The organism is Termitidicoccus mucosus (assembly GCF_038725785.1).
Classification (GTDB): Bacteria; Verrucomicrobiota; Verrucomicrobiia; order Opitutales; family Opitutaceae; genus Termitidicoccus; species Termitidicoccus mucosus.
The window spans coordinates 1,569,304-1,595,357 of sequence record NZ_CP109796.1; the positions used below are offsets into that span (position 1 = coordinate 1,569,304).

The following is a 26,054-nucleotide window of genomic DNA, read 5'->3' on the forward strand; positions in this document are numbered from 1 at the left end:
CATCCCGGACGCGGAGTATCTCAAATGTTTCATCCACGAGGAAAATCTGGGAAGCACTTCCTTTATTAAAAACGTAGAATGACAGCTATAAACCCAAGCGTTCTTTAATCAGCCCACGGAGGCGGTGGTGTGTTGGTTGGAACAGATGGATGCCATACCTCCGAGGCAAAGCTTTGAAGAGCTTCCGTCATTTAGCGTTTGAGAATGAAATGCCCCCCGCATCCCGGACGCGGAGTATCTCAAATGTTTCATCCACGAGGAAAATCTGGGAAGCACTTCCTTTATTAAAAACGTAGAATGACAGCTATAAACCCAAGCGTTCTTTAATCAGCCCACGGAGGCGGTGGTGTGTTGGTTGGAACAGATGGATGCCATACCTCCGAGGCAAAGCTTTGAAGAGCTTCTCCTGCGCTTGATAAGTCTCCCCCCAACTGCTCCACATGCCCTCCCATTTTTTTGATTTCTCCCCCAGCCCAATCCAATGTTTCATGTAATAATCCAAGGTCTGCCGGCGTGGAGCCCACCCAGTCGCCAAATCCACTTACACCCCCTCCTATTCCGGAAATCACTGTGCCAATACCATCAAATATCAACCCCACAGCATACAGCGCGCCCGCTGCAATCGTCACGGCTAGATCAAGTATATCCGAAAATAATTCACCTATGCAACCAACGATACCACCAAGGGTTCCCCATAAGCTTCCCCAAAAGCCCTCGTCATCATCCAAATCGCCGAACGGATTGTCACTCAAGTCATCAGACAGATTTTCATAGTATTGCTGATACTCATAATATTCTTCATCATCCCATTCCTGTTCCTCCCACCACGGGTCTTCAGGCTCACCATCACCGTCACTGTCGCCCATGCCCGGATACTCCGTCCCGTCGCCTCCATCCCCATCGCCGTCTCCATCACCGCCGCCGATGTATTCCATCGCATGGAGAGAACAAGGTATCAGCAAAAATGCCAGAAACAGGCACTTGATTTTGAAAAGCATGTGGACGATTTTATATGTATTCATGGGGAAAAATATGCATGTTCATTGAATCTCAATCACTGCCCGTTTCCGAACGAAATCGGTATCCTTATTTTATGTGGCACATACTGCCCGCCCTTCGTTGCAGGTGTCATTTTCCATGTTTCCACCGTCTTCATGGCGGCGTCGTTCAATCCGGGATGCGAGCTTTTGAGCACCTGTATTCCCTGTGGGGTTCCGTCCTCCGCGACCACAAACGCCACCGTCACAGTGCCTTTTATATTCAACGCCGCCAAGGAGTCTGGCATTTTGGGTTTCGTCAACTCAATGAACTTGGGCAGCGTGACATTTCCGGACGTGGACTTCGTTTCGGCGAACGCGTTCATCCAGTCCTTGAATTCGGAACTGGCGACGGTCTTGAATGCATTCACAGTGTCCGCCCCTCCTTGAATTAACAGCAATGCATACTGGCTGCGCCAGCTTTGGTCGGCCTTCCCCATCTCCAGCCACTGCAATGCCCGGTCGAGGTCGGGATTTTTCCCGACGGCATGACTCAGCGCCATCAAGAACGCTCCGTCGGATCTCCCGCTATCATACGCATTTTCCGCGTATTCGCGAATCGCAGTCAACGCTCCGAGCGAAGGTTTCCCTTCAAAAAACAGTTTTGCCAGCGCATAGGCCGCCTTGCCGTTCCCTGCATCCGCTGCCTCTGAAAGCAGTCTGCCGACCTCCTCTCTTTGCCCAGCCTCCAAAGATTTATCATTCAACATCAACAATCCCAAGTCCGTCTTGGCTCGCACGGAGCCGTTTTCAACGGCAAAATGGAGCCACTGTGCAGCCATGTCCATGTCCCGCCCGACCACCATTCCGTCACGATACATGCGACCTATCATATATTGAGCATCGGCGTTGCCTTCCTTTGCAGCCTCCATTAACAGTGTCAGACCCACTTGTTCCGAACCATCGGTTCCCACAAGCAAAGATCCTTTCAAAAACATCGCCTCCGCACTCCCGGCCTCAAGCGCCAAATTCAAATAAAAATCCGCTTTGGCAACATGCGGTTTTGTCAACTGCCCCTCCATGTAGGCGCGGGCCAGCGCCGCATAGGCGTCGGTGTAACCGGCATCGGCGGCCTCCTTGAAAAACTTCATCGCGCTTTTGGCGTCCACGCCGTCCACCTTCTCGTCCCGCGCGAGAACACCCATGCGATACCATGCCTCGGCGCTGCCCAACGCGGCGGCTTTCTGGTAGAGCGCAAACGCCTTTTGCAAATCCACCGGGCTCCCATTGAGCCCGATCTCCAATGCCCGTGCCTGCTCCAATAGGCGCAGCCCCTCCGGCGTGGACGGGTTCACCAGTTTTTTCTTTTCCTGTTGTTGGACGGCAAACCCGGCATCGCCCGACTGCGTGTCCCTAGCCGATGCGGACGATTCCATAGCCTGAATCGCTGTCGGTTTTAAAGAAAATTGCAGTGAAGACGTTGAGGCGGTCCAGTTTGAGGAAAAAAAGCGCACTCCGGCGACTACACCGACCACAGCAAAGATAAGTCCTCCAATGACAAACCACGCTTTGGGACGTTTATTTGGAATGTGCATGGCTGAGGAATAGGAGTGAGCGGCTCAAATCGCGCAGAGGAAAGGAGCAAGTGCACAGATTGCATATAGTTGTCCTTATTTCGTCAATTTGTTTTTTCATTTTTTTACAATAATAGGGGTCCGCTCCTAAAAATACTCCCATCATTCATCCTATCAGGGCATCGGCGTTCGAGGCTGCTTCGTAATCATTGCGAAAACCTCATGTGTATCACAGTCGCGTTGCGTATCCAATTTATGACAAAAAGATGCGCCATCCGATGGCATGGCTGATGAAGCGGCGAACCACCGCAGGGCCGACGCCCGCGAGGACGCGCCGCGCTCTCGTCCCTCGCCCACGGCGCGTCCACGCGGAATGGCGGCAGAACCATACGGCACGCGGAAGCAGACGCGGGCGCGTCCTCGCTGCGCTCCGGGCGTCCCGCGACTGCTTTCCGGGCCGACTGGCAACCGGCAGGCCGCGCGCCTGCCCGATGGCAGGCATGCTCCGCAGGCACGCGGGGGAATCTTATCAGGCGAAAACAGGGTGAAACCCATGCACCGATGGCCCTCATTCGCCAAGGGCGGAAGACTGTCCCGAACGCATTGCGCGCGGCGGAAATCGCTGAAACGCATCCCGATCCCGGCCATGCCTTGACGTGGCAAGCGGGGAAAGACCACACGTCGCGCCCCGTTGCCGATGATGGTGCCGCGGGCAAGGTTCGCTACGCTTTCCACCTTGCCCGCGACACCCGATCCGCAACTATGGGGCGCGGAGGTGTGCCGGCCGCCGCCGGCAGCAAAAGCATACGGCACACGCCAGCCATGACCCGCACACGCCGACCGGCGGCACGCGACTTGCGGCATTCCACGCATGCGTCGCCAGAACAACCATTCGGGCAGGCGCGCATGGAGGAGAGGAAACACCCCCGCTCGCACCGGTACGGGAAATCCCGGAAATCCGGGCTCGCCAAACCGGGCGGATTCCCCCCATTATTTAATCCGAATTTAATTTCGTATTCAAATTATGGATACAAGCGAGGCGACACCTTTGCGGAAACCGCATGCCGTTGCCAAAAAGTTGCCAGAAACGGTGTTTTTTGCTTCACTTTTCCTCTCCGACCTGCCACTCTCTTCCTGTTCTAAACCACTAACCATCAAATAAGTCCGCTAATACGAGCGACTTATTCGTGAAGATAACGCGGGCATCCCTGCCTGCCGTCAAAACCGAAGGCGCGAAGCGCCGCTGACTCTCTTTTCAAAAAACAAAACCCGCGCTTCACGCCATCACGTGACAATTAAGACCAACTCCGAACAAAATTCACTCCTCTGGAGGGCCGAGCTCCTGCGAGGCCGTCGCGGAAACCCGTCGCGTATAACCGCGACGGCCTCGCAGGAGCTCGGCCCTCCAGCAGAAGGGTGATTTTCATTGGGGAATGGTATATAACACGACCTTCAATGATCATGCCCGGCAAAACCCCCGCGTCGCATCGCTGGACGGAAGCGACCTCCAGCGACGAACCCGCCATCATCGCGTTGATGCGCGATTTTTATGAGGAGGACAAAATCACCTTCCGCCCCGACGCCGTGGGCGAAGGCGTGCGCGCCCTGCTCGCCAATCCCGCCGCCGGCCGGCTTTTCCTCCTGCGCCGCGCCGCTGCCGCCGCCGGGCGCGAGGATGCCGCAACGGAGCCGCCCCTCGGCCACCTCGCGCTGACGTTCTGTTTCAGCATGGAATTTCACGGACGCTTCGTGCTGCTCGACGAGCTTTACATCGCGCCGCCCGCGCGCGGCGCCGGCCTGGCGAACGACGCGCTGCGTTTCGCCGCCGATTGGGCGCGCAGCCAAGGCGCGCGGGCCATTCGTCTCGAAGTCAACGCCCACAACGCCCGCGCCCGCTCGCTCTACACGAAGCACGGCTTCACCGACGACCGCCGCGATTTGTTCACCCGGTGGCTGGTTTGACCTGACCCGACTGCGTGCCTTACTTGCCCGCAAACGACTCTTTCGCCCTGACATAGGCCTCTTGGGCCTTCGTCCACGCGGACTGGATGCCCGCCTTGACGCTCGCCCATGTCTCGGCGGTCGCCCCGTCCGCGCCCTTCAGTTTCTGGCGCAAATCGGCCACCGCCGTGTTGAAATCGTTCAGCGCCGATTGCGCGCCTGATTTTGCGTCGCCGCTCAGGGTGTTGAGCTGGGCGCCCCATCCCTTCGAGGTCGCCTCGAAATCGTCCGCAGTTTTCGAGACGCCGGCCACGAACGCCGAGCGTTGCTCGAAGGTCGCATCCTTTACGCTGGCCCAGGCATCGCCCGCCATCTCGCTGATGCGCGAGGCAACGTGTTCGGCATCGTCTGCCGCGTGTTTCTTCTCGCTTTTTGAGCAACCGGATACGGCAAACGCAACGCCCGTCGCGACTACCGCCGCCAGACTGAACACAAATCGGTTTATTGTCATTTTCATGGGATATCGGTATGAATTTCTCGGTTATTCTCCGCCGTCGCCGTCATCGCGACGCGCGCAAGGACGCCAACCTAGCCAAATCCGCTCAAACCGCCAGCGACGGGGCCCGATTTTCGGTCCATCCGGCATTTCCAGCTTCACTCTTTCCGTCAATCGCCCTTCAAATGCCCGTTTCTTGAACACTCCGCAAAACATCCAGCTCATCGGCAGCGAACTCGCCATCGTGTGGGACGACGGCGTGGAGTCGTATTTCCCCGCCGCGAAGCTCCGCGCCGCCTCGCCCAGCGCCGACCAGCGCGGCGAGCGGGATATTTTCGGCAACCAATACGGCGGCTCCGGCCGCACCGACTTCTCCGGCGTGCGAATCACCGCGTGGGAACACGTCGGCAACTACGCGCTGCGCTTCGATTTCAGCGACGGCCACCGCACCGGCATCTACAGCTACGACTACCTGCGCGATCTCTCGCGACATTCGTAGGCTGCGCGTCCGCCTGCGTTTCGTGCCCTCGCGCAGCCTTCCCTTGCCATCGCCCCATTCCCCGGTTTTCAACTTAAACTTAAAACTTAAACCAACAAAATGACATTCCCTTCCCGCACCACCAACCAGGAAATCGAACTCGGCACCACGCTGCAGCCCAAATTCGGCGCCGACGGACTCATCCCCTGCATCACGCAGGACGCCGCCACCGGCGAAGTGCTCATGTTCGCCTTCATGAACGCCGAGTCCCTGGCCACGACCCTGAAAAGCAAAAAGGCCACCTACTGGAGCCGCTCCCGCAGCAAACTCTGGATGAAAGGCGAGGAGTCCGGCAACGTGCAGTGGGTCAAGTCGCTCCACACCGATTGCGACCAGGACGTAATCCTCATCAAGGTCGAGCAAACCGGCTCCGCCAACGCGTCATGCCACAACGGATACAAGAGCTGCTTCTACCGCCGCCTCGCCGACCTTGACGACCCGGCGTTCAAGCTCGAATACACCGCCGAGCGCCTCTTCGATCCGGCCACGGTTTACAAAAAGAAATAAGCCGCGCCCGCCCTCCCGCCCCTCATGGCCTACGACTGGTTAAAAGGCGTCGCCGACGAATACGACGTCATCGTCATCGGCAGCGGACTCGGCGGCCTCACCGGCGCCAATGTCCTCGCGAAGGCGGGCCACCGCGTCCTCCTGCTCGAGCACCACTTCCAGTTCGGCGGCCTCGCCACCTGGTTCACGCGCAAGGGCGGGCACATCTTCGACATCTCCCTGCACGGTTTTCCCAGCGGCATGATCAAGTCCTGCCGCCGCTACTGGACGAAGGAGATCGCCGACGCCATCGTGCAGCTCAAGGACATCCGCTTCGTCAATCCGCAGATGGACGTGTGGACCACCTTCACGCGCGAGGACTACACCCGCGTGCTCGTCGAGCAGTTCAAGCTTCCGCGCGCGCAGGTCGAGGCGTTCTACGAGCACCTGCGCGCGATGAACTACTACGACCGCAACACCGAGACCACCGGCGCGATGTTCGAGCGCTTTTTTCCCGGCCGCCCCGACGTGCACCGCCTGCTCATGGAGCCGATCTCCTACGCCAACGGCTCCAACTTCGACGACCTCGCCATCACCTACGGCATCGTGTTCTCGAACTTCATGGGCGCGGGCGTCTTCACCTTCCGCGGCGGCTCCGACCTGCTCATCAAGAAGATGACCGACGAGCTCCGCAAAAACGGAGTCGAGTTGCGCAAACGCGTCCTCGTCGAACGCATCCTCGTCGAAAACCGCGACGGCCGCAAAACCGCCTGCGGCGTCGTCGCCAACAACGGCCGCGTCATCCGCGCCAAGGCCGTTCTCTCCAACGCCAACATCCACAACACCATCTTCCGCCTCGCCGGCGCGGAGAATTTTCCCGCCGATTTTGTCGAGCAGGCCCGCGCCGTCCGCATCAACACCAGCTCCTGCCAGGTCTATCTCGGCATCCGCAAAGGCGAGACCATCCCGCACATCGGCGACCTCGTCTTCACTTCCGCCGCGCCCGAATACAGCAACTCCGAGCTCATCGACCTTCACACCACGAGCCGCACCTTCTCCGTCTATTACCCCGACACGCGCCCCGGCTCCGATCGCTACGCCGTCGTCGCCTCGCTCAACGGCCGCTATCCCGACTGGGAAAAAATGGACGACGCCACCTACGAACGGCACAAGGAGCGCCTCATCGGGGAGGCGATATCCTCGCTCGAAAAATTCATCCCCGGCGTGCGGGAAAAGATCGACTGGAAGGAAGCCGCCACCCCGCGCACCATCGAACGCTACACCCGCCACGCCCAAGGCACGTCCTTCGGCACGAAATTCGAAGGGCTGCCCGTCTCGATGCAGTTGAGCGAAAACCTCCCCGGCCTGTATCATGCCGGCAGCGTCGGCATCATCATGTCCGGCTGGCTCGGCACGATCAACTACGGCGTCATCACCGCCAACAAGATCGACAGCCATCTGCACGCGCTGAAATCAAAGTAAAGCGGACCACCGCCTGGCCAGGGATTTTCATGGACGCGGCGTTCTTATTCTTTTGATCCCCGTGTGAATTGGCGCGCAGCCTGGATGCCTGGCCAGGGCGGCGGCGTCATGCCTTCGCCGAGATAAAAGCTCGGGTGCGGCGGCTGGTTGTAGGCTGTGTTTTGCCATGCGATGGCCGTGCGATACTGGCGGTCATGCATGAGCGTGAAAAGGCGGTGCGTGGTCGGAATCGTCGTGGTGTATATGCGCAACTCGCGATTGTCTTTCGTGCGCCAGACGACCTCTTCGCGCCAGTCGCCGAAAATATCACCGCTCAGGCAGGGCGTGGCCTTGGTGCCGTTGTTGGAGGCGCACTCCGCGTCAGTGAAAAGCACGTCGGATTTTTCCGTCTCCCAGTTCCACTTGGAAATAGTCACCCCGTCGAGCAGTTCGCGGAGGAAATCGCCGTCCCACCAAAGAAGGAAGTTCTTTTGTCGCGGCGTTTTTTCCGAGATGACATTGCCTTTGCAATCGTAGAGCGCGCCGCGCGAGGCCCACATTTCGTAACCGGGCGTGCGCGGATCGATGTCGGCGGCGACGCCGCGCCCGACATCGCCCCATTCTTCACCAGCGCGCCCGAAGATGAGCTTGCCCGTGCGCGCGTCGCGAAACTCGATGGCCGCGTCGCGGTATTGCTTCGGACTTTCATGCACCATCCATACCTGCATGTCCTTGCCGGATGGGTCCATGACGGTGAGATGCTGCGCGTCACCGTGGCCGAGGCCGGTCGAATAGAGCCCCTTGCCGTCATGGTCGATGGCCGCGGCGCCGTAGATGATTTCGTCGCAGCCATCGTGATCGACATCGCCGACGAGCACATTGTGCGCCCCCTGTCCGCGATAGTCCCTGTTGCCGGGCGTGCCGTCGTCGCTGTCAAAGACCCAGCGCCGCGTGAGCTTGCCGTCGCGCCAGTCCCAGGCGGCGATCACTGCCCGCGTGTAGTAACCGCGGCACATGACGAGACTCGGGCGCCGGCCATCGAGATAGGCGACGCAGGCCAGGAAGCGGTCGACGCGGTTGCCGCGCGGGTCGCCCCAGCCGGAGCCGTCCCCGCCGCGCGGCGGCACGTAATCGACGGTGGCCATCGTCGCACCGGTGCGTCCGTTGAAAACAGTCAGGTATTCCGGGCCGCTGAGAATGCGGCCGCGCTCATTGCGATAATCGGCCTTGGCGTCGCCGATGATCCTGCCCGTGCCATCCACGGTGCCGTCCGCGGTTTTGCAGGCGACCTCGGCGATGCCGTCGCCATCGAGATCGTAAACCTGGAATTGTGTATAGTGCGCGCCGGCGCGGATGTTTTTGCCGAGGTCGATGCGCCATAAGAACGTGCCGTCCAGTTTGTAAGCATCGAGATAGACATTGCCCGTGTATCCATCGTGCGCGTTGTCGTGCGAATTGGTCGGATCCCACTTCACGACGATTTCGTATTCGCCGTCCCCGTCGAGGTCGCCGACGGAGCAATCGCTGGCGTTATAAGCGTAGGCGGCGCCATCGGGTGTCGTGCCTCCCTCTGGAATGCGCAGTGGAACGGAAATATATTGGCGCACCGGCGCGTTGGCCGGAAGCGTGTTGGGCGCAGTCGCCGCTTTCACATCATCGCGCGGCAGCTCTTTGCCTGCCTCTCGCGAAACCGCGCGGACCGTGTAGGTGTTGCCCCTTGAAAAATCCGCCGCGTGGTCGGTGAAATTCGTGCCTTGGGCAAGCGGCGTTTTATTCAACTTCACCGGCGCCCCGCCATCCGTCGAGCGATAGATATCAAAAGCGGCATCAGCCGTCTCCGTGCCGAGAAGCCGCCAGCTCACAAACGCGGACGACTCCGACGCGCGCACGGCCACGACGCCGCGATCGAGATTCTCCATGAGCGAGGGCGGCGGCCCTTCGGTGGCGGCGCCAGATGCAACAGGAAGGGCAGGCGCGCCAAGGGAGCAGCCGGCGAGAACAAAGACTGCAAGCGACCGCAGAGGTTTTATATTGATGGACATCATAAGGAAATGGTGGCCGTCGCGGTGGGCGCGGATGCGCCGTCCGCCGGCATTGGGCGCAGGGTCAGACCATCCACCCATAGCGCGGGAATGGTCGTCGTCGAAGGATGCTCAGGCAGCCCGTATTCGTTGCGGTAGATTTGCCCGATCACCAGTTCGATGCCGCGCGCGCCGACCAGATACGGCTGCTGGTCAAGCCCCGAGCAGGCGATATCGGGATTTTTTGTGATGTTCAGGCAGCAGAAACCATGCGTGCCCGGGATTTTCGCGCCCCACGCGCGCATCCAGTCCATCGCGACGGGATTGTGACAAATCACGACATCGGGATCATATTCTCCAAACCATTTAAAAAAAACACTGCGCTCCATTTCGGGCATGACCAGCGGGGGAACTTTCAGGTGCTTGTCTGGGCCGGCCTGGCTGAGCCACCAGGCGTCTTCCCAGCGGCAGTGCAGCCGGGCTTCCTCGCTTTGCTGCAATATGAGGCCGGGACGACGGTAACCGAGCGCGCAGAGGCGTCTGATCGCCAGACGCATCGCATTGTAATGATCTGGGCAGATGTTGTGGAACGCCGGCTGCCCGGTTTCGCAGTCGGCGTAAACTGCCGCGTGACGCGACCAATCATGCCCGGCCATGATCGAGCGATCCCTGACGGGCAGGAGCAGCAGACCATGGATGTCGCATTTCCGAAGGGCCGCGTCGATAGGCTGACCGCAGATCCTGTGACCGCGCGCATGGAAAATCTCGGCCTTGAAACCAAGCTCGACCGCGCGCTCGCTGGCGCCCTCGGCGAGTTCTCGATGGTAGCAAGCGGAGCCGGGCGGACGTCCTTTGACGCCGTCAAGGTCAACGATGGCCACCACGCCCTGGAATTCGCTCCCACGCTGCCGGCGCATCCGGGACATGACCGCGCCCACCAGCGGATTGCGCCGGTAGCCCAGGGCCTTTGCCGCGGCCTGCACGCGTTTGCGCGTTTCGAGCTTGATGTTGGGATTATTGCGAAGCCCCTCGGCCACGGTGCTGTGCGAAAGCCCGAGGACACGGGCGATGTCACGAGTCGATGGCGGTTTTGAGGATGCGCGGGTTTGCAAGGGGCGAGGATTCTGTTGTCATGATATTATCAAAACCGCACCGCCGTCGCGCATCTCCAATATTAGGTATTTTTCTCCGGCGAAGCACGGCGAAGGCCGATGAAGCGGACTCAACTCATATGACAGTGACATTTTTCCCGGGGGCTGCCTTGGCCTGGATGGCGTCGGGCGAAAGAGGGAAAGGCGCGGCCATGAGGGAAGCGGCAATCAACACAAAACGCGTTGCAAGGTATTTTGACCGATCATGGTTTCGATAACGTGATTTGCGCCCGTCAGTTGCGACCGGGGGCAAGCGCCCCGGCGATGGTTTGGTTTCTCGGGTAGCGTTTCGCGGCTTCACGCAGGAAAGCGATCATGTTGGCATCGGGGCGGGTGTCACTTTTGAGGATGACTTCGGCGAGCGTGCCGCAGAGATCCTCGGTGGTGAGTCCGCCGGCGAGCGCGCCGCTGAGCGTGTCGATCAGCGCGGACGTTTCCTCGGCGGCCAGTTTTGCGCCGGCAGGCTTGGCGGCGAGCGCATCATTGAGTTGGAGGCGCGCGGCGGCGATGTAGGTTTGGGGCGGAGGCGCGGGCAATCCCAGCAGCGCCTTCAGGATTTTGCGGGCGCGCGCCTCGGAGCCGATTTGCTGTTCCAATGTGGCGAGCAGGGCCAGCATGGCGGGCGCGCGCTCGCCGCGCCAGTAGGCGGTGCGCAGTTCTTCAAGCGCCTTGCCCGGGTTTGCCTGCGAAACATGCATCTCGGCCTTTATGCGCGCGACATCCGACTGCGTGGCTTCGCGGTACACGGGCGCCGGCATCGGCGGAATGTCGCCCTTGAAGTCCGTGCTCTTGTAGAAGGCGAGGTCGCGCGCATAGGCGGCGAGGTAGGTTTCCATGGTGCGCATACTCTTGCCGAATGCCTCCTTGAACATGGCGTCGGTCGGTTCCCCGCCGCTTGCGAGATGATTCACGAATTGCATGAAGCGGGCGGAGTATTTGCCGTTGTCGCCAAAAAGTCCGTAGTGGACAAACAGGGACGCGAGCCGCGCCTCTTCCTCCGTAAACGCGCCCTCCTTTTTGAGAAGCCCGGAGAGTTTCGGCATCCCGCGTCCGGCGAGGTCTTCCTTGACCCGGGCGAACTGGATCAGCTTGCGGGAGACTTGCGTGCTGCCGAGAAGGCTGCCGAGGCCGCGGACAAACCACCCGGGCAGTTTTTGCGACTGCGAGTTGAGCGCGAACAGGTTCAATTCGTAGCTCAGCGTGGCGGCAAAACGTTCCTCGCTGGGGCGTCCCAACCCGGCACGCGGCTCGCCGGCGCGGACGAGCGCGGCGAGCGGGCCGCCGTTCATCGCCAGCTCGACATAGCCGTCCGGCAGCGGGCGCGCGACGGTTTCGTCGCGCTCATATCGCTGGGCTTGGCGGCTGCTGGATTGCATCAGTTCTTCCTCCGGGGTGATGTCTTCGCTCATTACCATGGTGTCGGTGTTAATGTCATCCATCCGGCTCAGGCCGTATTCGGCGGCGAACCGCTGCGCGCCCGTGGCGGCAAAGTCGCTGGAGCTGCTGAAACTGCCCGGCGAGGGCTCGATGTTGGTCGCCACGATGGGATCGCCCTCCCATGTGTCGCTTGATTTCACAAACTGGCGGGGCGCCGAGTGCTGCTGGTTGATATCGACGACGACGTAAACGGGCGTGCGCGGCAGGGCCTGCGTGAGCATGGGCCAGAGGTAGGTGGCGGCGAACTGGCGCAACTGCAACTCCTCGACGAGCGTCCTGGTCTGGCTGGAGTTGAGGTTGGAAAGCATTTCGTAGCCGGGCGCGATGATCTGGCGGTCGCCGCGCGTGAGGACGAGCGCCGGCACCTTGGCATAATGCCACTGTTCAGGGTTCGGCAGGATGCGGTCGTCCTTCACAACATAGGGTTCCATCTCGACGACGGGGCCTATGGGCACCGTGTCGTTCGCTGGAGGGAGCACCTGCGTGGACGCAGTTCCCAAAAGCAGGGGAATGCAGAGCAGACAGGACGGGATTGTTTTCATAATGGCCGGGCGGTTTGAATAATTCAGGCTGGATGTTTTATGCGGCACTGGATGCGGCTCCACATTACTCGTTGCTTTTTACCCAACCTATAAACGCATTGTATAATGGATAATATACATTCCTGTCATTGGCGCCGGTCATGATGCCGGAAAATGATGTTATGTTCACCTCGGCTGTGAAGACTTCGTCACCCGTGTCAGCCTGGCAGGCTTTCAGCTGGATGTATCTTTTGCCGTCCGCGACGCGCTCATCCGGCCTCAGCACGAGGAAGGGTTTGTAATTGCCGGAGATTCTTTTCCAAGAGGCGGGATTTGCGAAATCGTAGGCGATTCCGGCTTTGTTTTCCTTTATCAAAAGTTTCTCCATATCGTGACCGTCCACGACGGTGGTGAACCAGCCGAAGGCGATCGTCTGGTCCCTGAAGAATGTGCCGCCCAGCGTGAGGATCAGGTCGCGGTATTTCGCCATGTCGATTTTTTCGCTTTTGACGACGGTGGCGACGACGGCGGAGTTTGTCGGAATGTATCCGGTCCCCGGATCAACCTGTTTGTGTTTTCCCGCGGTCGCACAGCCGGCGACCAAGAGCGCAGCAAGCACGAGCGGAAAGAGGGCGGGATGTTGTTTTTGCATGGAGAGTATTTTGACTCACCTCGACGCGCACCGATACAAATCGAGTCGCGTCGAGGTGAACGGAAGCAATTTTCGGGACTAGAACGTGTAATTCACGGCGGCGCGGAGGCCGACGCTTTCGTTGGCGGCGCCGCGGTATTCGGACTGGTAGCGCAGGCTCACGCGCACGTCGCGCGCGGGGTTCCAGTCCACGCCGAAGTCCAGGCGCCAGCCGTTGGCGTTGGTGGCGGGGGCCTCGACACGGCGGCGCGGATCGGGGAGGACGTCGCTGAAGAGGTCGTAGTCAAGGGTGCGCCGGTCGGACTTGAACTCGTGCAGCCACGAGTAGTGGAAATACGGGCGCAGCAGGCCGTGCTTCAACGGGAAGCTGCGCGCGATGCGGACGCCCGCCTTGCCCAGTTGCGAGGTCGCGCTTTGCTTATACACATAAAGACTGGCGTTGCCGCCGTCGCGCTCCTGGAAGGCGTCGGCCTCCCAGTCGAGCCATTGCAGGCCGACGACGGGCGTGATTTCGAACCACGCGGGGCGAAAGGTGTAGGCCGCCGAGGCGGCGGCGCCGAGGCGCGTGCCGCTGGTGTCCGCCCCGGCCCAGGTGCCGAGGCCGGTCATGGCCACGGTGCGGGAGGATTTGTAGTCGTCGGCGCCGTAGAAGGCGACGGCGTTGAACTGGAGGTTTTCGTTGAGGAGGTAGCGCGCGTTAAGGCCGAAGGTGAGGCTGTCCACGTCGCAGGAGCCGCCGGCGGTGTCGAGGTCGAACTCGGTTTCCTCATAGCCAATGAAGCCGCCGGCCACGAGGTTTTCGCGGATGGCGTAATCGGCGCCGACGACGGTGCCGATGATGCCGTAGTTGGAATACGCGGCGAGGTCGTCCTTGCCGCGGGAGGCCTCCTGGCGGTAGCCGTCGAGGAACGCCTGGACGGTGCCTTTTTTGCGCTTGAAGGAGGCGTCCTGATAGAGGCGGTCCTCCAGGCTTTGCACGAGCGAGTTGGTGCGAACGACGGCCGAGGGGAACCAGGGCTGGTAGGCGCCGGGGGTGAGCTGGTCGAGCAGCTCGGTGTATTGGATGATCGAGGGCTGGTAGTTGAGCGACTCGAAGAGGGGGATGTAGGCGGCGCGGGCTTGCGGGTCGGGGTTCGCGGCGGTGGCGGGGTTGACGAGCTTGTTGTAAACCTCGTCCACTTTTTGGGCGACGGCGAGGCGGTTGCCGCGCAGGAGCGGCTCGCCGGTGCGCGCGTCCTTGACTTCGGCAAAGGGGGTTTGCTCGACGGTGACGACGAGGACGCGCTGTTTGAGCAGGTCCTGCGCGTAGGTGTGGCTGTATTCGTAGGTGTCCTGCCATTCCCAGGAGGTTTTGAGCGAGAGGCTGGCGGGGAGGGTGACGTTCTGGCGGGTGACGTCGCCGTTTTCGTCAACATCCCTGAAGTCGCCGACGAAGAAGGGATTGGTGCCGCTCGCGACGGTGTCGATGTTGACGGTCATCATTTCGTAGCTGACGGGCTGCGGGACGAGGCGGGGGAAGGTGTCGGCCATGTTGATGACGAGGTTGGCGAAGCGGGCGTTGGGGGTGGCGACGAGGTCAACGGTGGCGGGGCTGCGGATTTGCATGGTGCCGGAGAGGTTGACGAGGAGGCGGTCGTGCACGGTCTCGGTGACGAGGTCGAGGGAGAGGCTGCCGTTGAGCTCGAGCGAAGTGGCGTTGATGGTGAGCGGGGTGTCGGGGGAGTTGCCGATGGTGGATTCGCGATAGCCGACGGTGAGCATGCCGCCCTCGGCCACCTGGATCGCGCCGTTGATGATGCCGCTGCCGCCGATGGTGGCGCCGCTGTTCCGGGTGGAAATGCCGCCGTTGTGGACGCCTTCGACGAGATACTGGACGCCGGCGTTGATGCGGAAGCGGGCGCGCCCGTCGCCCTCGAAGTTGACCTGGCCGGTCATGCGGGTGATGTCGCCATACACGTCGCAGATCGCGTTGGCCGCGGTCTGGTCGGACTGGTCGTGGTAGAAGAGGCCGCCCATGATGCTCACCTGGCCGGTGGTCAGCTTGCCGTTGAGGTTCACATAGCGTCCGCCGACATAGATGGAGGTGTTGGGGCCGGTTTCGAGGAGGCCGCCGATGTAGATTTGGGCCTGGCGGTTCGGCGTATAGGTGACGACGCCGGGGGCGCCGTTGACAATGCCTTCGTAAACGAAGGGGATGTCGCCGGCCTTGGACAGGTCCATGCGGGCGTTGTCCGTCATGGTGAAGATGCCCGAGGCGAGACCGTTTTCAGCGATGCGGAGGCCGGCATAGGAGCCGTCGAAGGTGAGAAGGGTGTTTTTGCCGAGTTTGTAATACGCGGCGAGGCGGGTCGAGGCATCGCCGGTGGATTCGGGATAGGTGATGTCGAGGGAGCGGCCCACCTCCGGGGTGCTGCCGATGAAGCCGTCGAAGGTGAGGCCCCGTCCGACGGGGTTGATGATGAGCATGCCGTCGTCGTTGCCGGAAAACTCGATGGTGTAGCTTTTGTTGGCGCCGGTCTGGATGCTGTAGAGCTGGATGGTTTTGTCGCCCGCGCCGCCGTGGTGGGCGACGATGTTTTTGTTGGTGATGGCGCTATCGCCGGGCAGGCGGACGGCGACGGTGGGACCGTCGGGGACGACGCCGGTGCTCCAGTTGCCGGGATTGAAGAAGTTGTTGTCCACCGCGCCCGTCCAGTCGGTGAAATGGTCGGGCACGGGGGTGAGCTGGGCGCGAATGGCTGCCGCCGACAAAAGGACGAGGGCGAGAGGGAGGGATTTGGCGAGGAGTTTCATGTTATGGAAAAGGATGGTTTTTTATTGAACAGAAGGAAACGAAGGGAGCGAAGAATACATTTTTTTATTATGGTTTTCTTGGCGTCATTTGTTTCCTTCTGTTCAAAATAATGGTTGGTTTTTATTGCCCACGGAACACACAGAATACACGGAAAGAATTTTATATTTATTATTTCCGTGTGTTCCGCGGGCTATTCTATTGGTTCTCTATTTTTAGACAGAATGAACAGAATTTAATAAAATGGACGGAATGGAGGTTTCATTTTGTTCATTCTGTCTAAAAAGATGGTTGGTTTTTATTGAACAGAAGGAAACGAATGGAACGAAGAATACTTTTTATTAAATGGTTTTCTTGGTTATCTTTGTTTTCTTCTGTCAAAAATAATGGCTGGTTTTGGTTCGTGGTCAGAAGTCGGCTCTCAGGCTGAGGTTCATGACCATGCCGGAGGTGAAGTAGCCGCCGGTGCGGTCCATGATTTTGCGATCGTCGCCGACGTCGGTCATGTTGCGCCAGTCGAGGCTGGCCCGCCAGCGGCTGTTGAGCTTGTAGGTAAGGCTGAGGTCAAACCGCACGTAGGCGTTCTGCTCGGTGATTTCAAGGTAGGGGTCCGTCTTCACGCCTCGCGCAAAGTTGTCCACCCAGAAGGCGGCGATGCTGCCGCTGAATTTTCTGCCGTTGTAGGCGAGGCGGAGGGTGCCGCTGCGTTTTTGGATGCCGGACATGGGCACCGTCACCCAAGCCATGGGACTGGCCTGGTATTCGGCTTTGGTCTGCGCGGTCAGGTTTCCGGCGGCGGGGGCGCGCATCGTGTGGCGGTAGGCCTCGATCGTGGGGTCGGCATAGGAGAAGGCACCGTAGAAGTTGAAATCGCGCAGGCTCTTGTGGATGATATCGAGACGCTGCCGGTAGGTGATTTCGAAGCCCTGGTTCTGGCCGCGGCCGCTGTTGTAATAATTGACGTTTCTCCAGATGCCGGTGCGCATCTGGACGGGAAAGTAGGCGATGTCGTCATAGTAGAACACATCCGTGTTGTCCACCATCTCGGGCAGGTCGGTAATCTCGAAAAATGTGGTCTCCTGGTGGATGTAATCCTTGATGTCCTGACGGTAGAGGGAGAGGCGGATTTCACCGTCCCTCGAGGTGGTGTAGTCGATGGAGACGTCGTATTTCACCGACCTTTGGGGCTGGAGGTTCGGATTGCCGGTCTCAAGGGTGCGACCGTTTTGATTGTAGGTGGTCTCGGCGGTTATCTGGCTGAGCCTGGGACGCCCGATGCCCTGGGTGCGCGCGGCGCGGACGGTGAGGTTGCGGATGGGCGTCGTCCACTTGACCTGGATGTTCGGGAAGTATTCGCCGTCGAAGGTATGGGAGTAGTGCGTGGTCGTGAAGAGGGCGGCGGTCTGGTCGGCGAGGTCATACATGCCGTAATAGGGATTGTCCACCTCGTCGAAGCGGATGAACTCGTGGGTGACGGGATCGCGCACGGGCACCAGATTTTTCTCGCGGGTGGGGTTGCGCTGGCTGTTCGGGTTGTCGGTGCTGTAGATGTTTTCGACGCTGGTGGAGGTGATGACCGAGCCGTCCACGTTCCGATTGGTTCTCATGCCGAGGAATTCCGGTTTCCTGCCGCTTATCTTGTAAACTTCATAACGGATGCCGAGGTCAACGGACAGGGTGGGCACGGGCTGGAAGACGAGCCGGGCGTAGCCGGCGGTGGTGGACTCCGTGTTTTTCTTGTCGTTGCTCATCACGGTGTAAGTCTGCACGTGCCCGCGGTCGTCATGTTGTTCCTGGGAGTAAAACGCGTCGGGGTTTGCCGCGTAGTAGTCGTTGACGAGATAGGGGCTGACCCAGGTGGGGATGGGTGTGTCGAAGCCCCAGGAGTCCCTGAAATAGGGGTCGGAGAACTGGACGAGGCCGGGCTGCGCGGAGGTCCAGCCCGGCTCGGTGCTGCCGCCGGTCATCTTGTGGCTGCGCCAGTGCTTGGTTTGCGCGCGCGACTGCTCGCCGTAGCTGGCGCCGGCCGACAGGGCGACGGGGATGCTGTGGGAGGTGAAGGGGATGCGGATCGAGGTTGGGTATTCGACGCTGAACCTGGCTCCCAGTTTTTCATCCACGCCGTTGTTGAAGTCCTGGCTGAGGGTGAGCTCGCTGTAGTTGTCGAGGTTTTGGTAGCTGCGCGGGTCGGAGGGGAGGATGAGGGACTGGCCGTTGTGCGCGGTCTGGACAAGCCGGCCGGTGGCATTGCCAGCGAGGTCGAAGATGTTCATGCCGAGGCCGCGCGTGATGTAGGAGATATTGTAATTGTCATCCAGTCCGGGCTTGGTCTCGGCGCGGCTGTAATAGCCGTTGTAGTCGAATTTGAGCGAACCGAACTGGTGCTTGGCGCCGGCGTTGAAGGTGTAGGTGCGGGTGTCGGCGGCATTCACACTGTTGCTCATGCTGACCGAGACACCGTCGGGCGAAATCATGTTGTAGAGGTCCGAGCTTGGGTCGTGCGAGCCGGCGGTGACGCGCATGGAGCGATCATAGGCGCCCAGGCCGCGGTAGTCGTTGTAGGAGGTCTTCAAAAAGAAGGAGTGATTCGGACCCCAGGGCTCGTAGTCGAGGTTGAGCGAGATCATGCGGCTTTCCGTGCTGCCGCTCCTTTCGCGCCATTGCAGTGAATTCACCGTGCCCGTCGTGTCCTTGGTGACGACGTTGCCGGTCGTGGCCAGCGAGTGGGTGTCGTAGTTATAACCGCTGGGCACGGTGTATTCGTTGTTGTAGCGGTAGCTGCGGGAAAAGCCCACGTCGAAGGCAATGGCGAAGAGATCGCTGAAGTTTTCGCTCCAGGAGAAGTTGAAGCCGGGCTGTATCTTGCGGTCGGGGGTGCGGCCGCCGCCGGGGGTCTTGTCGAAATTAAGCTCGGCGGTGTTGAGGCTGAGGTTGCTCGTGAACATCATGCGGCGGCCCTTCTGGCGGAGGGCGCTTTTGGTGACGATGTTGATCTGGCCGCCCATGGTGTTCGCGGGCTGGTCAACGGTGGGGGCGGCGTTGATCTCGATCTTCTCGATGTTCTGCATGGTGGCAGACTTGAGGTTGAAGCCGCGGCTCCCGGTGTCGCCGATGGAGGCGACCTCGTTGCCGTCGAGGGTGATGTTGGCGAACTCGGGATCCATGCCGCGGATGCGCATGGAAGAGGCGTCCTCGCCGTCGTAATCGATGGTGATGCCGGGGAGATTTTTCATCAGCTCGCCGATGTTGTTGTCCACGACGTTGCCGAAGGAGTCGGCGGCAAAGACGGCTTTCTGGGTGATCGCCACGCGCTGCTCCTGCAAGGCGCGCGAGGAACCTTCGCGCTCGCCGGCGACAGTGAAGGCTTCGAGCAGGTAAACCTGCGCGGTCATGTCGAAGTCGGCGCCGATCGGACCGTCGGAGGTGACGACCACCTCCCGGCTCATGTCGTCGAGACCTGCGTAGCTGGCGGTGATGCGCACGGGGCCGGGGGAGAGGTTTTCGATGCGGTAGTAGCCGTTGGCGTCGGTGATGGCCTGGATGCTCGTGCCGGGGACGGTCACGACCGCGTTGGAGAGATACTGGCCGGTGGCCTTGTTGGAGATGCGACCCGTGATGGCGCCGTTGCCCTCCGGCCTCACCGCCTGCGCGGCGCCGGCACCGACGCAGGAGGACGAGAAACGCCAGCGTGGGCAGATACCAGAGGCCGGGCGCACCGCCACCGCCGCCGCCACTGCCGCCACCACCGCCCCCGACGTCGTCCGGATTGCCCGGGCTGGCATCGGAGATTGAGAGATACGCGCGGGCGGAGCGGAAGCCGAGCGGGTTGGTGACGACGACCCGGTAGAAGGCCACGTCGGAAAGCCGCACGTCCTCGACGGTGAGCGAGGGCCCGGTCGCGCCGGGGATGATCTGCTCGTCCTTGTACCATTGGTAGGTGGGCAGCGGCCCGCCGGAGGCCATCACACTGAACGTCGCCGTGGCGCCGAGCGTCACGGGCTGGTCTTCCGGCGGCGTGACGATGGCCGGGCCGACTTGCAGCACGCGGATGGTGTGGTTGCCCGTGTCGAACACGTAGATTTCGCCGTTGGAATCAATCGTGAGGCCGCCCGGGGCGGTCAGCAGGGAATTGACGGCGTTGCCGTCCATGTTGCCGGAGAGTCCGGCCACGCCGGCGAAGGTGATGACGGCGCCGGTCTTCGGGTCCACGGAGCGGATGGTGTGGTTGCCCGTGTCAGCAACGTAGAGCACGCCGGCGCTGTCAGCGGCCAGGCCCTCGGGCGTGTTGAAGCGGGCGGCGGCGGCGACGCCGTTCGCGCTGCCGGGCGCGCCGGGGACGCCGGCGAGGGTCGTGACGTCGCCGCTGGCGAGCACGATGTCGCGGATGGTGCTGTTGCCGGTATCGGCCACGTAGAGGCGGGCGCCGTCGACGCTGAGCGCGAGGCCCTTGGGCTGATTGAAGCCGGCGGCCGCTCCGGTGCCGTCGGCGGAACCAGCCGCGCCGGCGCCGGCGACGGTGGTCATGGACCCGGTGGCGGGATCGACCTTGCGGATGAGATGGTTGCCGGTGTCGGCCACGTAGAGATTGCCGGCGGCGTCGAGGGCGAGGCCGTGGGGGGCGTTGAGCGCGGGCGAGCCCGTGAGGGCGAGCGTGGTGACGGCGCCGGTGGCGGTGTCGATTTTCTTGATGACGCCGGAGGCGGTGTCGGCCACGTAGAGCGTCGTGCCCGCCGCGTCGATGACGAGGGAGGAGGGCTGGCCGAGGCCGGCGGCAAGGGTCGAAACCGTGCCGTCGAGCGCGATTTTGCGGATGCTGTTGTTGGCGGTGTCGGCGATGTAGAGGTTGCCGTGCCGGTCGGCGATGCCGCCGGCGGGGGCGTTGAAACGGGCGTCGGTGGCCGGGCCGTCGGCATCGCCGGACGTGCCGGCGGCGCCGGCGAGGGTGCCGAGCAAGGAGGCGGCGCTGATAGTAAAGCGGGCCTGCCTGGCGCCGGCACCGGTGATGTTGGTGGCGACGAGGGCCACGTCGTAGGCGCCGGCGGCCTGCGGCGTGCCGGTGATCTCGCCGCTGGCGCGGCTGACGTTGAGACCCTGCGGGATGTTGGTGACACCGTAGCCGGGCTTGTAGGCCGGATACATGTTGGAAGCGGTGATGACCGTGGTGAAAGGCACCCCGACCATGCCGAGGTATTCCGTGCCGCTCGTGACCACCGGCTCCGGCGGGTTGACCGTGATGGTCAGCGGGAGGGAGAACCTGCCGGTCCTGCCGTCGGCGCGGATGGTGCCCGTGACCAGCAGGGGCGCGGTGCCGGCGGTGGCGACGTTCGGGAAGGTGCCGGTGATGAGGCCGGTGGCGGCGTCGAGGGTGATATAATTCACCGCCGCGCCGGTGATGCTCAAGGGATCGGTGGTCTCATAGAAGGTCGAGCGCCAGTAGCCGGTCGGCTCGTTGGTGGCCGCAATCTGGTAGAAGAAGGGCCTGTGCTGGATGGCGATCGTGCCGCTCGGCGAGATGATGACCGGGGGCGGGAGCGTGACTTCCAGGTGCAGCGTCGCCGAGCCGGTGCCGGCGAGGTTGGAGGCGGTGACGGGAATGGCATAGTCGCCCAGCACCTCGGGAATGCCGGAGATGCGCCCGTCGGCATTGACCGTGACGCCGTTGGGCAGGCCGCTCGCGGTGAAACGGGTCGGGAGGTTGGTCGCAACAATCTGCACCGTCATCTGCCGGCTCCTGGTCGCGGCCACGGTGCCGGTCACAGGAGTGGCGTTGAATTGCGTGATCACCGGCACCGCCACCGGAAAGGCGGCGGGATAGATGATGACGGCCAGCTTCTTCACGATGTCGCCGCTGGCGTTGCCGAGGGTGACCTTGACCAGCGGGTAATGGTCGGGCGCCGGCACGCCGCCCGCATCCACATCGACATCATAGAAGCCCGCTTGGGTGGGAGTGCCGCCGATGAGGCCGGTGGCGGCGTTGAAGGTGAGGCCGGGGGGCAGGTCTTCCACGGTGATCTGCGTGGGCGAGGCGGGATCGCTGGTGGCCTCGATGGTGTAGGAGAAGGGCTGGCCGACCATCCCGTCCGCGCGGCTTGGGCCGGTGAATTTCGGCACCGGTATCGCGCCGCCGGTGACGGTGGCCTGGAGGCGGTTGCTGTCGACATACTCGAGCTGGACGTGGAGCAGCGGATCCTCGGGATACGTCCAGACGGGTTGCGGCCTGCCGGCGAACTCGTTTTCGCCGAAGAGCAGCGTGTAAACGCCGTTGGCAATCCTGCCGCTGCCGGTGACGACGGGGCGGACTTCGATGGCGCCGCCCTCGAACCGCACCAGGCCGCTGACGGACAGGCCGGCGAGGTCGCCGGTTTCCGGATCGGCATCGACCAGGAGCACCGCGCCGGCTTGGAAGGTGACGTTGGGCGCGACCGCGCCCGCGCCGCCGAAGGCCGCGCCGGGGTTGACCGTGATCGCCGCAGTGGAGTCCAGACTCGCGAAACGGCCCGTCTTGGTGAGGCGCAGCGCGCCGGCGGCGACCGTCGTGGGGAAGATGTAGTTGTGCGAGCCGGAGAGCGTGAGCATGCCCGCGCCCTCCTTGATGAGCTCGGCCTTGTTATACGTGGTGGCGGCGCCGACCGTCCAGTCGCCGATGGAGCCGGCGTAGTGGGTGTCGAGGTTTTTGCGCCCGATGCGGTAGATGCTGTTGGGCTTGCCGGTCGGGCCGTTCAGGCCGCCATTGAGCGCGGCGCCGGGACTGCCGCCGGCGAGCGCGCCGATGTAAACGGTGTTGCCGCCGGAGTTGGTCGTGGGGCGCATGTTGATGTTTTCCTCGATGGTGAGCGTCGTGTTGGCGAGGTTCGTGCCGAAGTTCCACGAGTTGGAGCTGGGCAGCGTGGCCTGGCCGCTGCCGCTAAGGATCAGCGTGCCGTTGAAATTCTCACCGTTATATACGTGGTAGGCGCTCTGGGCGTTCGTGTTCCTGAGCTCCAAGGTGCCGGAGCCTTCCAGGTTGCTGTTGAACGAGTAGGCGTAACGCAGGTCCATGAGCGCGTAGATGCCGCCCGGCACGACGAGGGAGTTTTCAAAATAAATCCTGGATCTGTTCAACGGGTCGAAGAGCAGCGAGCCGCCCTCGAATATCATCGCGCCGGTCCTGGGCGTACCGGTCTGCGCCTGGAAACCGTCGTCCACTTTGTAAACGCCGGAGACGATGCGGGTGACGCCGCCCCAGCCGCGGGCGTCGCGGGCGGCGATGCCCACGGTGCCCGTGCCTATCAGGCGCATCTCCCGCGTGCCGCTCACGCCAAAGGAGGCCGTGTCCGACACCTGAATCGTCAGCGCGGCCCCGGAGATGTTGAATGTCATCGAATTGGGCGCATAGGTGCCGCTCTCGATGATGATGCGCCGCCCTGCGGTCGAGGAGTCGTCGAAATACAAATCCTGTCCGTCCGTGTAGGCGGCGGGGGTGTTGCCCATCCTCCAGTTTTGCATGGGCGGGTCCCAAGTCGCGGTGCCCGTGACACCGGTCGTGCCCGACAGCCCGGCGGAGCCCGTCCAGACCAGCGCGCCGGCGGGCGCGTCGCCGTAGGTGACGATCTTGAGGGTGAAGGGGTAGCCCAGGCCCACGGCGTTTTCCGCGGCAAGCTCCATGTAAATCGTGCCGGGCGCGGACGGCGTGCCGGTGATCCGTCCGGTGTTTTCGTCGAACGTGAAGCCCGCGGGCACCTGGTTGGCATAGAATTTGGAGGCCGGCCGCGTCGTGGTGATCTGGTAATCCACCGACTGGCCCAGGCGCAGGACAACAATCGGCTCGCTGGTGATGCGCGGCTGCGGGATGTCGATCACCACTTCCAGCGGCGCCCAGCCGGTGCCGGCGTGGTTCTTTGCGCCCACGCTTCCCGTGGTGATGAGAAACGCCGTGTGCGTGGTCGTGATTACGCCCGTTGTCTTGTCGATGACGAAGATGTCATCCGGGAACCCGCCCCAGTCGAACGACGTGGGGGTGTTGTCGGCCGTGATCTGGTAGCTGAACGGCGTGTCAATCATGCCCAGCGCAGTGGTCGGGCTGGTGATGACCGGCACGGCCCAGGCGGAGAGCGTGAGGCCGGCGGTGCCCGTGCCGAGCATGTTGGTGGCGCTGAGCGTGATGACGGTCGTGCCCGTGCCGGCGAGCGTGCCGCTGATGAGGCCGGTGGCCGGGTCGAGCGAAAGACCGGCGGGCAGCGGCGCCGCGCCGTAGCCCCATATCCGCGGATTGCTCGCCGTGATCTGGTAGTTGAACGCCACCGGCGCCGTGCCGCTGAGGTCAACCGTGCCGTTGGCGCTCGCCGCGCTGGTGATCACCGGGATTCCCGCCGGCGTCCGCTCGTCCATGGTAAGGACAAGCGTCCGCGTGTCGGCGCCGGCGCGGTTCACGGCCTTGATGGTGACGTTGGCCGTGCCGTAGAACGTGGTCACGCCGCTGATCTCGCCCGTCCATGGGTCGAGGACAAGCCCCGCGGGCAGGCCCGTCGCCTCATAAGTCATCGCCCAGTTGTCCGCCGTGATGGTGTGGGAAAACGGAAGGCTCTCCGTGCCCGTGACGGCCAGCGCGCTGGTGATGACGGGCGCCTGAAGCGGGTCCATGGCGACTGTCGCCAGGTAATCGAGGTTATTCGCCGACCGGGCAAAGGTGACCGTGCCGGGAGGTCCCGAGTAGTCCCATGTTACGACCGGGTTGCCACTCACGCCGGCCGTTGTCCTGATGATCGGGTAAGTGCCGCTTTCCAGCACGGCGCCCCTGGGGATGATCGGCTTCACCGTGAGCGTGCCACCGAGGTTCACGCCGCCCGTGACATTGATGCCGGCCATCACGCCCGACACCTGGTCAACATCCACGAGCAGCGTCGCGCCGGCGGCGTAGGCCAGGCCGCGGGTGATCGTGCCGGAGCCGCCCATGCCGGCCGCGGCGGGGATTGTCATGATGCCCGGATTGCCGACCACCTGCCCGGTCACGCGAAGACCGCCCCCGAGCAGCCTGATTTCGCCGGTGAAGCTGTTGGCCGTCGAGCTCAAGGTCAGCATGCCGCCGCCGGTCTTCGTGAAACCGCCCGCGCCGCTGAGCATGGCGTCGATCGTGATGTCGTGCGCCACGCCGAATTCGTCGGCGGCGCGGATGACGGCATTGTTTGTATTTGCGGCGGGCAACTGCATGATAAGCGCCCCCGACCCCGACAGGGTCCAGGACTCGTCGGCCCCGAGGGTGCCGCTCGTAAAGGTGACGAGCGCCGTGTTTATGCCGGGCACGTTTTTCACTATGCCGCCGGCGCCGATATAAAGGGCCGCGCTGCCGCTCATGGCGAATTGGATTGATCCCGATGTCACAGTGGCCGATCCCGTCGTCGCGGCGGCAGGATCAAAACCAAAGTTGACTTTTGGGAACGTGGTGACGCCGCCGGCCAGCGTGAGATGGCTGACGGTGTTGTAGCTTCTTACCATCATCAGGCCATCCGTCCCCGTTGCGGTCAGGCGCCCGCCTGACACGTGCAATCTGCCGCCGCGACTGGTGGAGTTGCCGGTGCCGACGGCGAAAGTCCCCGTGACGAGGGTGTCGCCGCCCGAAACCGTCATGTTGCCCCACGAATTGCCACTGGCTATATAAACATTCTCCAGCGTTGACGTGCCCCCGGTTATGATGAAGCCGGCGTTGATATTGCCGCCGTTGGTATTGCCGGTGTTGCGCTGCACGTTGACGGTGTCCGCGAAGAACTCGCCGCCATTGACGCGGATTTCCACCGGGTTCGAGTCCTGGGTGCCTGTGCGAATTCCGGCCCCGAGAAATTTCGCGGTGCCGGAATTGACGATAAATTTGGCGGGGTTGTTTATGGTGCTTGGGGTCGAGCCATGGTTAAATTCCAAATAACCGCCATCGACGAGCAGCCGCGTGGTCTGGCCAAGTGTGAGGACCGTGCCTGTCAGGCTGCCACCGGGCGCGACGCTAATCACGTTGTTGGCATTGTTGTCGGTGTCGATGTT

At 62.0% G+C, this 26,054-nt stretch carries 13 protein-coding genes and 1 pseudogene; 4 read left to right on the plus strand and 10 right to left on the minus strand.

What is annotated here, in order from left to right; all coding sequences use genetic code 11:
* Positions 1-323 precede the first annotated feature (323 nt).
* Positions 324-1,022, minus strand: coding sequence for a hypothetical protein (locus OH491_RS05270; protein ID WP_145928990.1), 699 nt, complete (start codon positions 1,020-1,022; stop codon positions 324-326).
* 32 nt (positions 1,023-1,054) lie between these two features.
* Positions 1,055-2,572 (minus strand): TonB family protein, encoded by a 1,518-nt coding sequence (locus OH491_RS05275; RefSeq protein ID WP_084442482.1) that lies wholly within the window; start codon positions 2,570-2,572, stop codon positions 1,055-1,057.
* 1,440 nt (positions 2,573-4,012) lie between these two features.
* Here OH491_RS05275 and OH491_RS05280 point away from each other — a divergent pair.
* The gene (locus OH491_RS05280) at positions 4,013-4,513 is read left to right on the plus strand and encodes a GNAT family N-acetyltransferase (RefSeq protein ID WP_068772034.1); all 501 of its coding nucleotides are present in this window, start codon (positions 4,013-4,015) and stop codon (positions 4,511-4,513) included.
* A 19-nt stretch (positions 4,514-4,532) separates the two neighbouring features.
* Here OH491_RS05280 and OH491_RS05285 read toward each other — a convergent pair whose 3' ends face one another.
* On the minus strand, positions 4,533-5,009 hold the full coding sequence (locus OH491_RS05285) for a hypothetical protein (protein ID WP_068771982.1): 477 nt from the start codon (positions 5,007-5,009) through the stop codon (positions 4,533-4,535).
* 175 nt (positions 5,010-5,184) lie between these two features.
* On the opposite strand from OH491_RS05285, the gene OH491_RS05290 reads away from it, so the two are divergent.
* The 3 genes from OH491_RS05290 to OH491_RS05300 all read left to right on the plus strand — a co-directional run bounded on the left by OH491_RS05290 (position 5,185) and on the right by OH491_RS05300 (position 7,494).
* The gene (locus OH491_RS05290) at positions 5,185-5,487 is read left to right on the plus strand and encodes a gamma-butyrobetaine hydroxylase-like domain-containing protein (RefSeq protein ID WP_068771981.1); all 303 of its coding nucleotides are present in this window, start codon (positions 5,185-5,187) and stop codon (positions 5,485-5,487) included.
* Positions 5,488-5,586: 99 nt separating this feature from the next.
* The gene (gene hisI, locus OH491_RS05295) at positions 5,587-6,033 is read left to right on the plus strand and encodes a phosphoribosyl-AMP cyclohydrolase (protein ID WP_068771980.1); all 447 of its coding nucleotides are present in this window, start codon (positions 5,587-5,589) and stop codon (positions 6,031-6,033) included.
* A gap of 24 nt (positions 6,034-6,057) precedes the next feature.
* Positions 6,058-7,494 carry a phytoene desaturase family protein gene (locus OH491_RS05300; RefSeq protein ID WP_068771979.1) on the plus strand — a complete coding sequence of 479 codons (1,437 nt, stop codon included), beginning with the start codon at positions 6,058-6,060 and terminating at the stop codon, positions 7,492-7,494.
* Between the two features lie 44 nt (positions 7,495-7,538).
* On the opposite strand, the gene OH491_RS05305 is transcribed toward OH491_RS05300, so the two are convergent.
* From OH491_RS05305 to OH491_RS05335, 7 genes and pseudogenes are all read right to left on the minus strand, one after another.
* Entirely contained in the window at positions 7,539-9,515 is a 1,977-nt protein-coding gene (locus OH491_RS05305; protein ID WP_068771978.1) for a rhamnogalacturonan lyase, read from the minus strand.
* On the minus strand, positions 9,515-10,606 hold the full coding sequence (locus OH491_RS05310; RefSeq protein ID WP_068771977.1) for a LacI family DNA-binding transcriptional regulator: 1,092 nt from the start codon (positions 10,604-10,606) through the stop codon (positions 9,515-9,517). The genes OH491_RS05305 and OH491_RS05310 overlap by 1 nt, the downstream gene beginning before the upstream one ends.
* 272 nt (positions 10,607-10,878) lie before the next feature.
* Positions 10,879-12,624, minus strand: coding sequence for a hypothetical protein (locus OH491_RS05315; RefSeq protein WP_068771976.1), 1,746 nt, complete (start codon positions 12,622-12,624; stop codon positions 10,879-10,881).
* 64 nt (positions 12,625-12,688) lie between these two features.
* Positions 12,689-13,255, minus strand: coding sequence for a hypothetical protein (locus OH491_RS05320; protein ID WP_068771975.1), 567 nt, complete (start codon positions 13,253-13,255; stop codon positions 12,689-12,691).
* A 78-nt stretch (positions 13,256-13,333) separates the two neighbouring features.
* Entirely contained in the window at positions 13,334-16,048 is a 2,715-nt protein-coding gene (locus tag OH491_RS05325) for an autotransporter outer membrane beta-barrel domain-containing protein (RefSeq protein WP_068771974.1), read from the minus strand.
* A gap of 405 nt (positions 16,049-16,453) precedes the next feature.
* Positions 16,454-19,609 carry a TonB-dependent receptor domain-containing protein gene (locus tag OH491_RS05330; protein ID WP_342750901.1) on the minus strand — a complete coding sequence of 1,052 codons (3,156 nt, stop codon included), beginning with the start codon at positions 19,607-19,609 and terminating at the stop codon, positions 16,454-16,456.
* 274 nt (positions 19,610-19,883) lie between these two features.
* A pseudogene (locus OH491_RS05335) lies at positions 19,884-25,649 on the minus strand (putative Ig domain-containing protein); the annotation flags it as partial.
* Positions 25,650-26,054 lie beyond the last annotated feature (405 nt).

Bases quoted from the DNA above. Each gene is read 5' to 3' on its own strand.
- OH491_RS05325 (WP_068771974.1), bottom strand. From the start codon at position 16,048: ATGAAACTCCTCGCCAAATCCCTCCCTCTCGCCCTCGTCCTTTTGTCG.
- OH491_RS05285 (WP_068771982.1), bottom strand. From the start codon at position 5,009: ATGAAAATGACAATAAACCGATTTGTGTTCAGTCTGGCGGCGGTAGTC.
- OH491_RS05280 (WP_068772034.1), top strand. From the start codon at position 4,013: ATGCCCGGCAAAACCCCCGCGTCGCATCGCTGGACGGAAGCGACCTCC.
- OH491_RS05305 (WP_068771978.1), bottom strand. From the start codon at position 9,515: ATGTCCATCAATATAAAACCTCTGCGGTCGCTTGCAGTCTTTGTTCTC.
- OH491_RS05315 (WP_068771976.1), bottom strand. From the start codon at position 12,624: ATGAAAACAATCCCGTCCTGTCTGCTCTGCATTCCCCTGCTTTTGGGA.
- OH491_RS05300 (WP_068771979.1), top strand. From the start codon at position 6,058: ATGGCCTACGACTGGTTAAAAGGCGTCGCCGACGAATACGACGTCATC.
- OH491_RS05320 (WP_068771975.1), bottom strand. From the start codon at position 13,255: ATGCAAAAACAACATCCCGCCCTCTTTCCGCTCGTGCTTGCTGCGCTC.
- OH491_RS05275 (WP_084442482.1), bottom strand. From the start codon at position 2,572: ATGCACATTCCAAATAAACGTCCCAAAGCGTGGTTTGTCATTGGAGGA.
- OH491_RS05270 (WP_145928990.1), bottom strand. From the start codon at position 1,022: ATGAATACATATAAAATCGTCCACATGCTTTTCAAAATCAAGTGCCTG.
- hisI (WP_068771980.1), top strand. From the start codon at position 5,587: ATGACATTCCCTTCCCGCACCACCAACCAGGAAATCGAACTCGGCACC.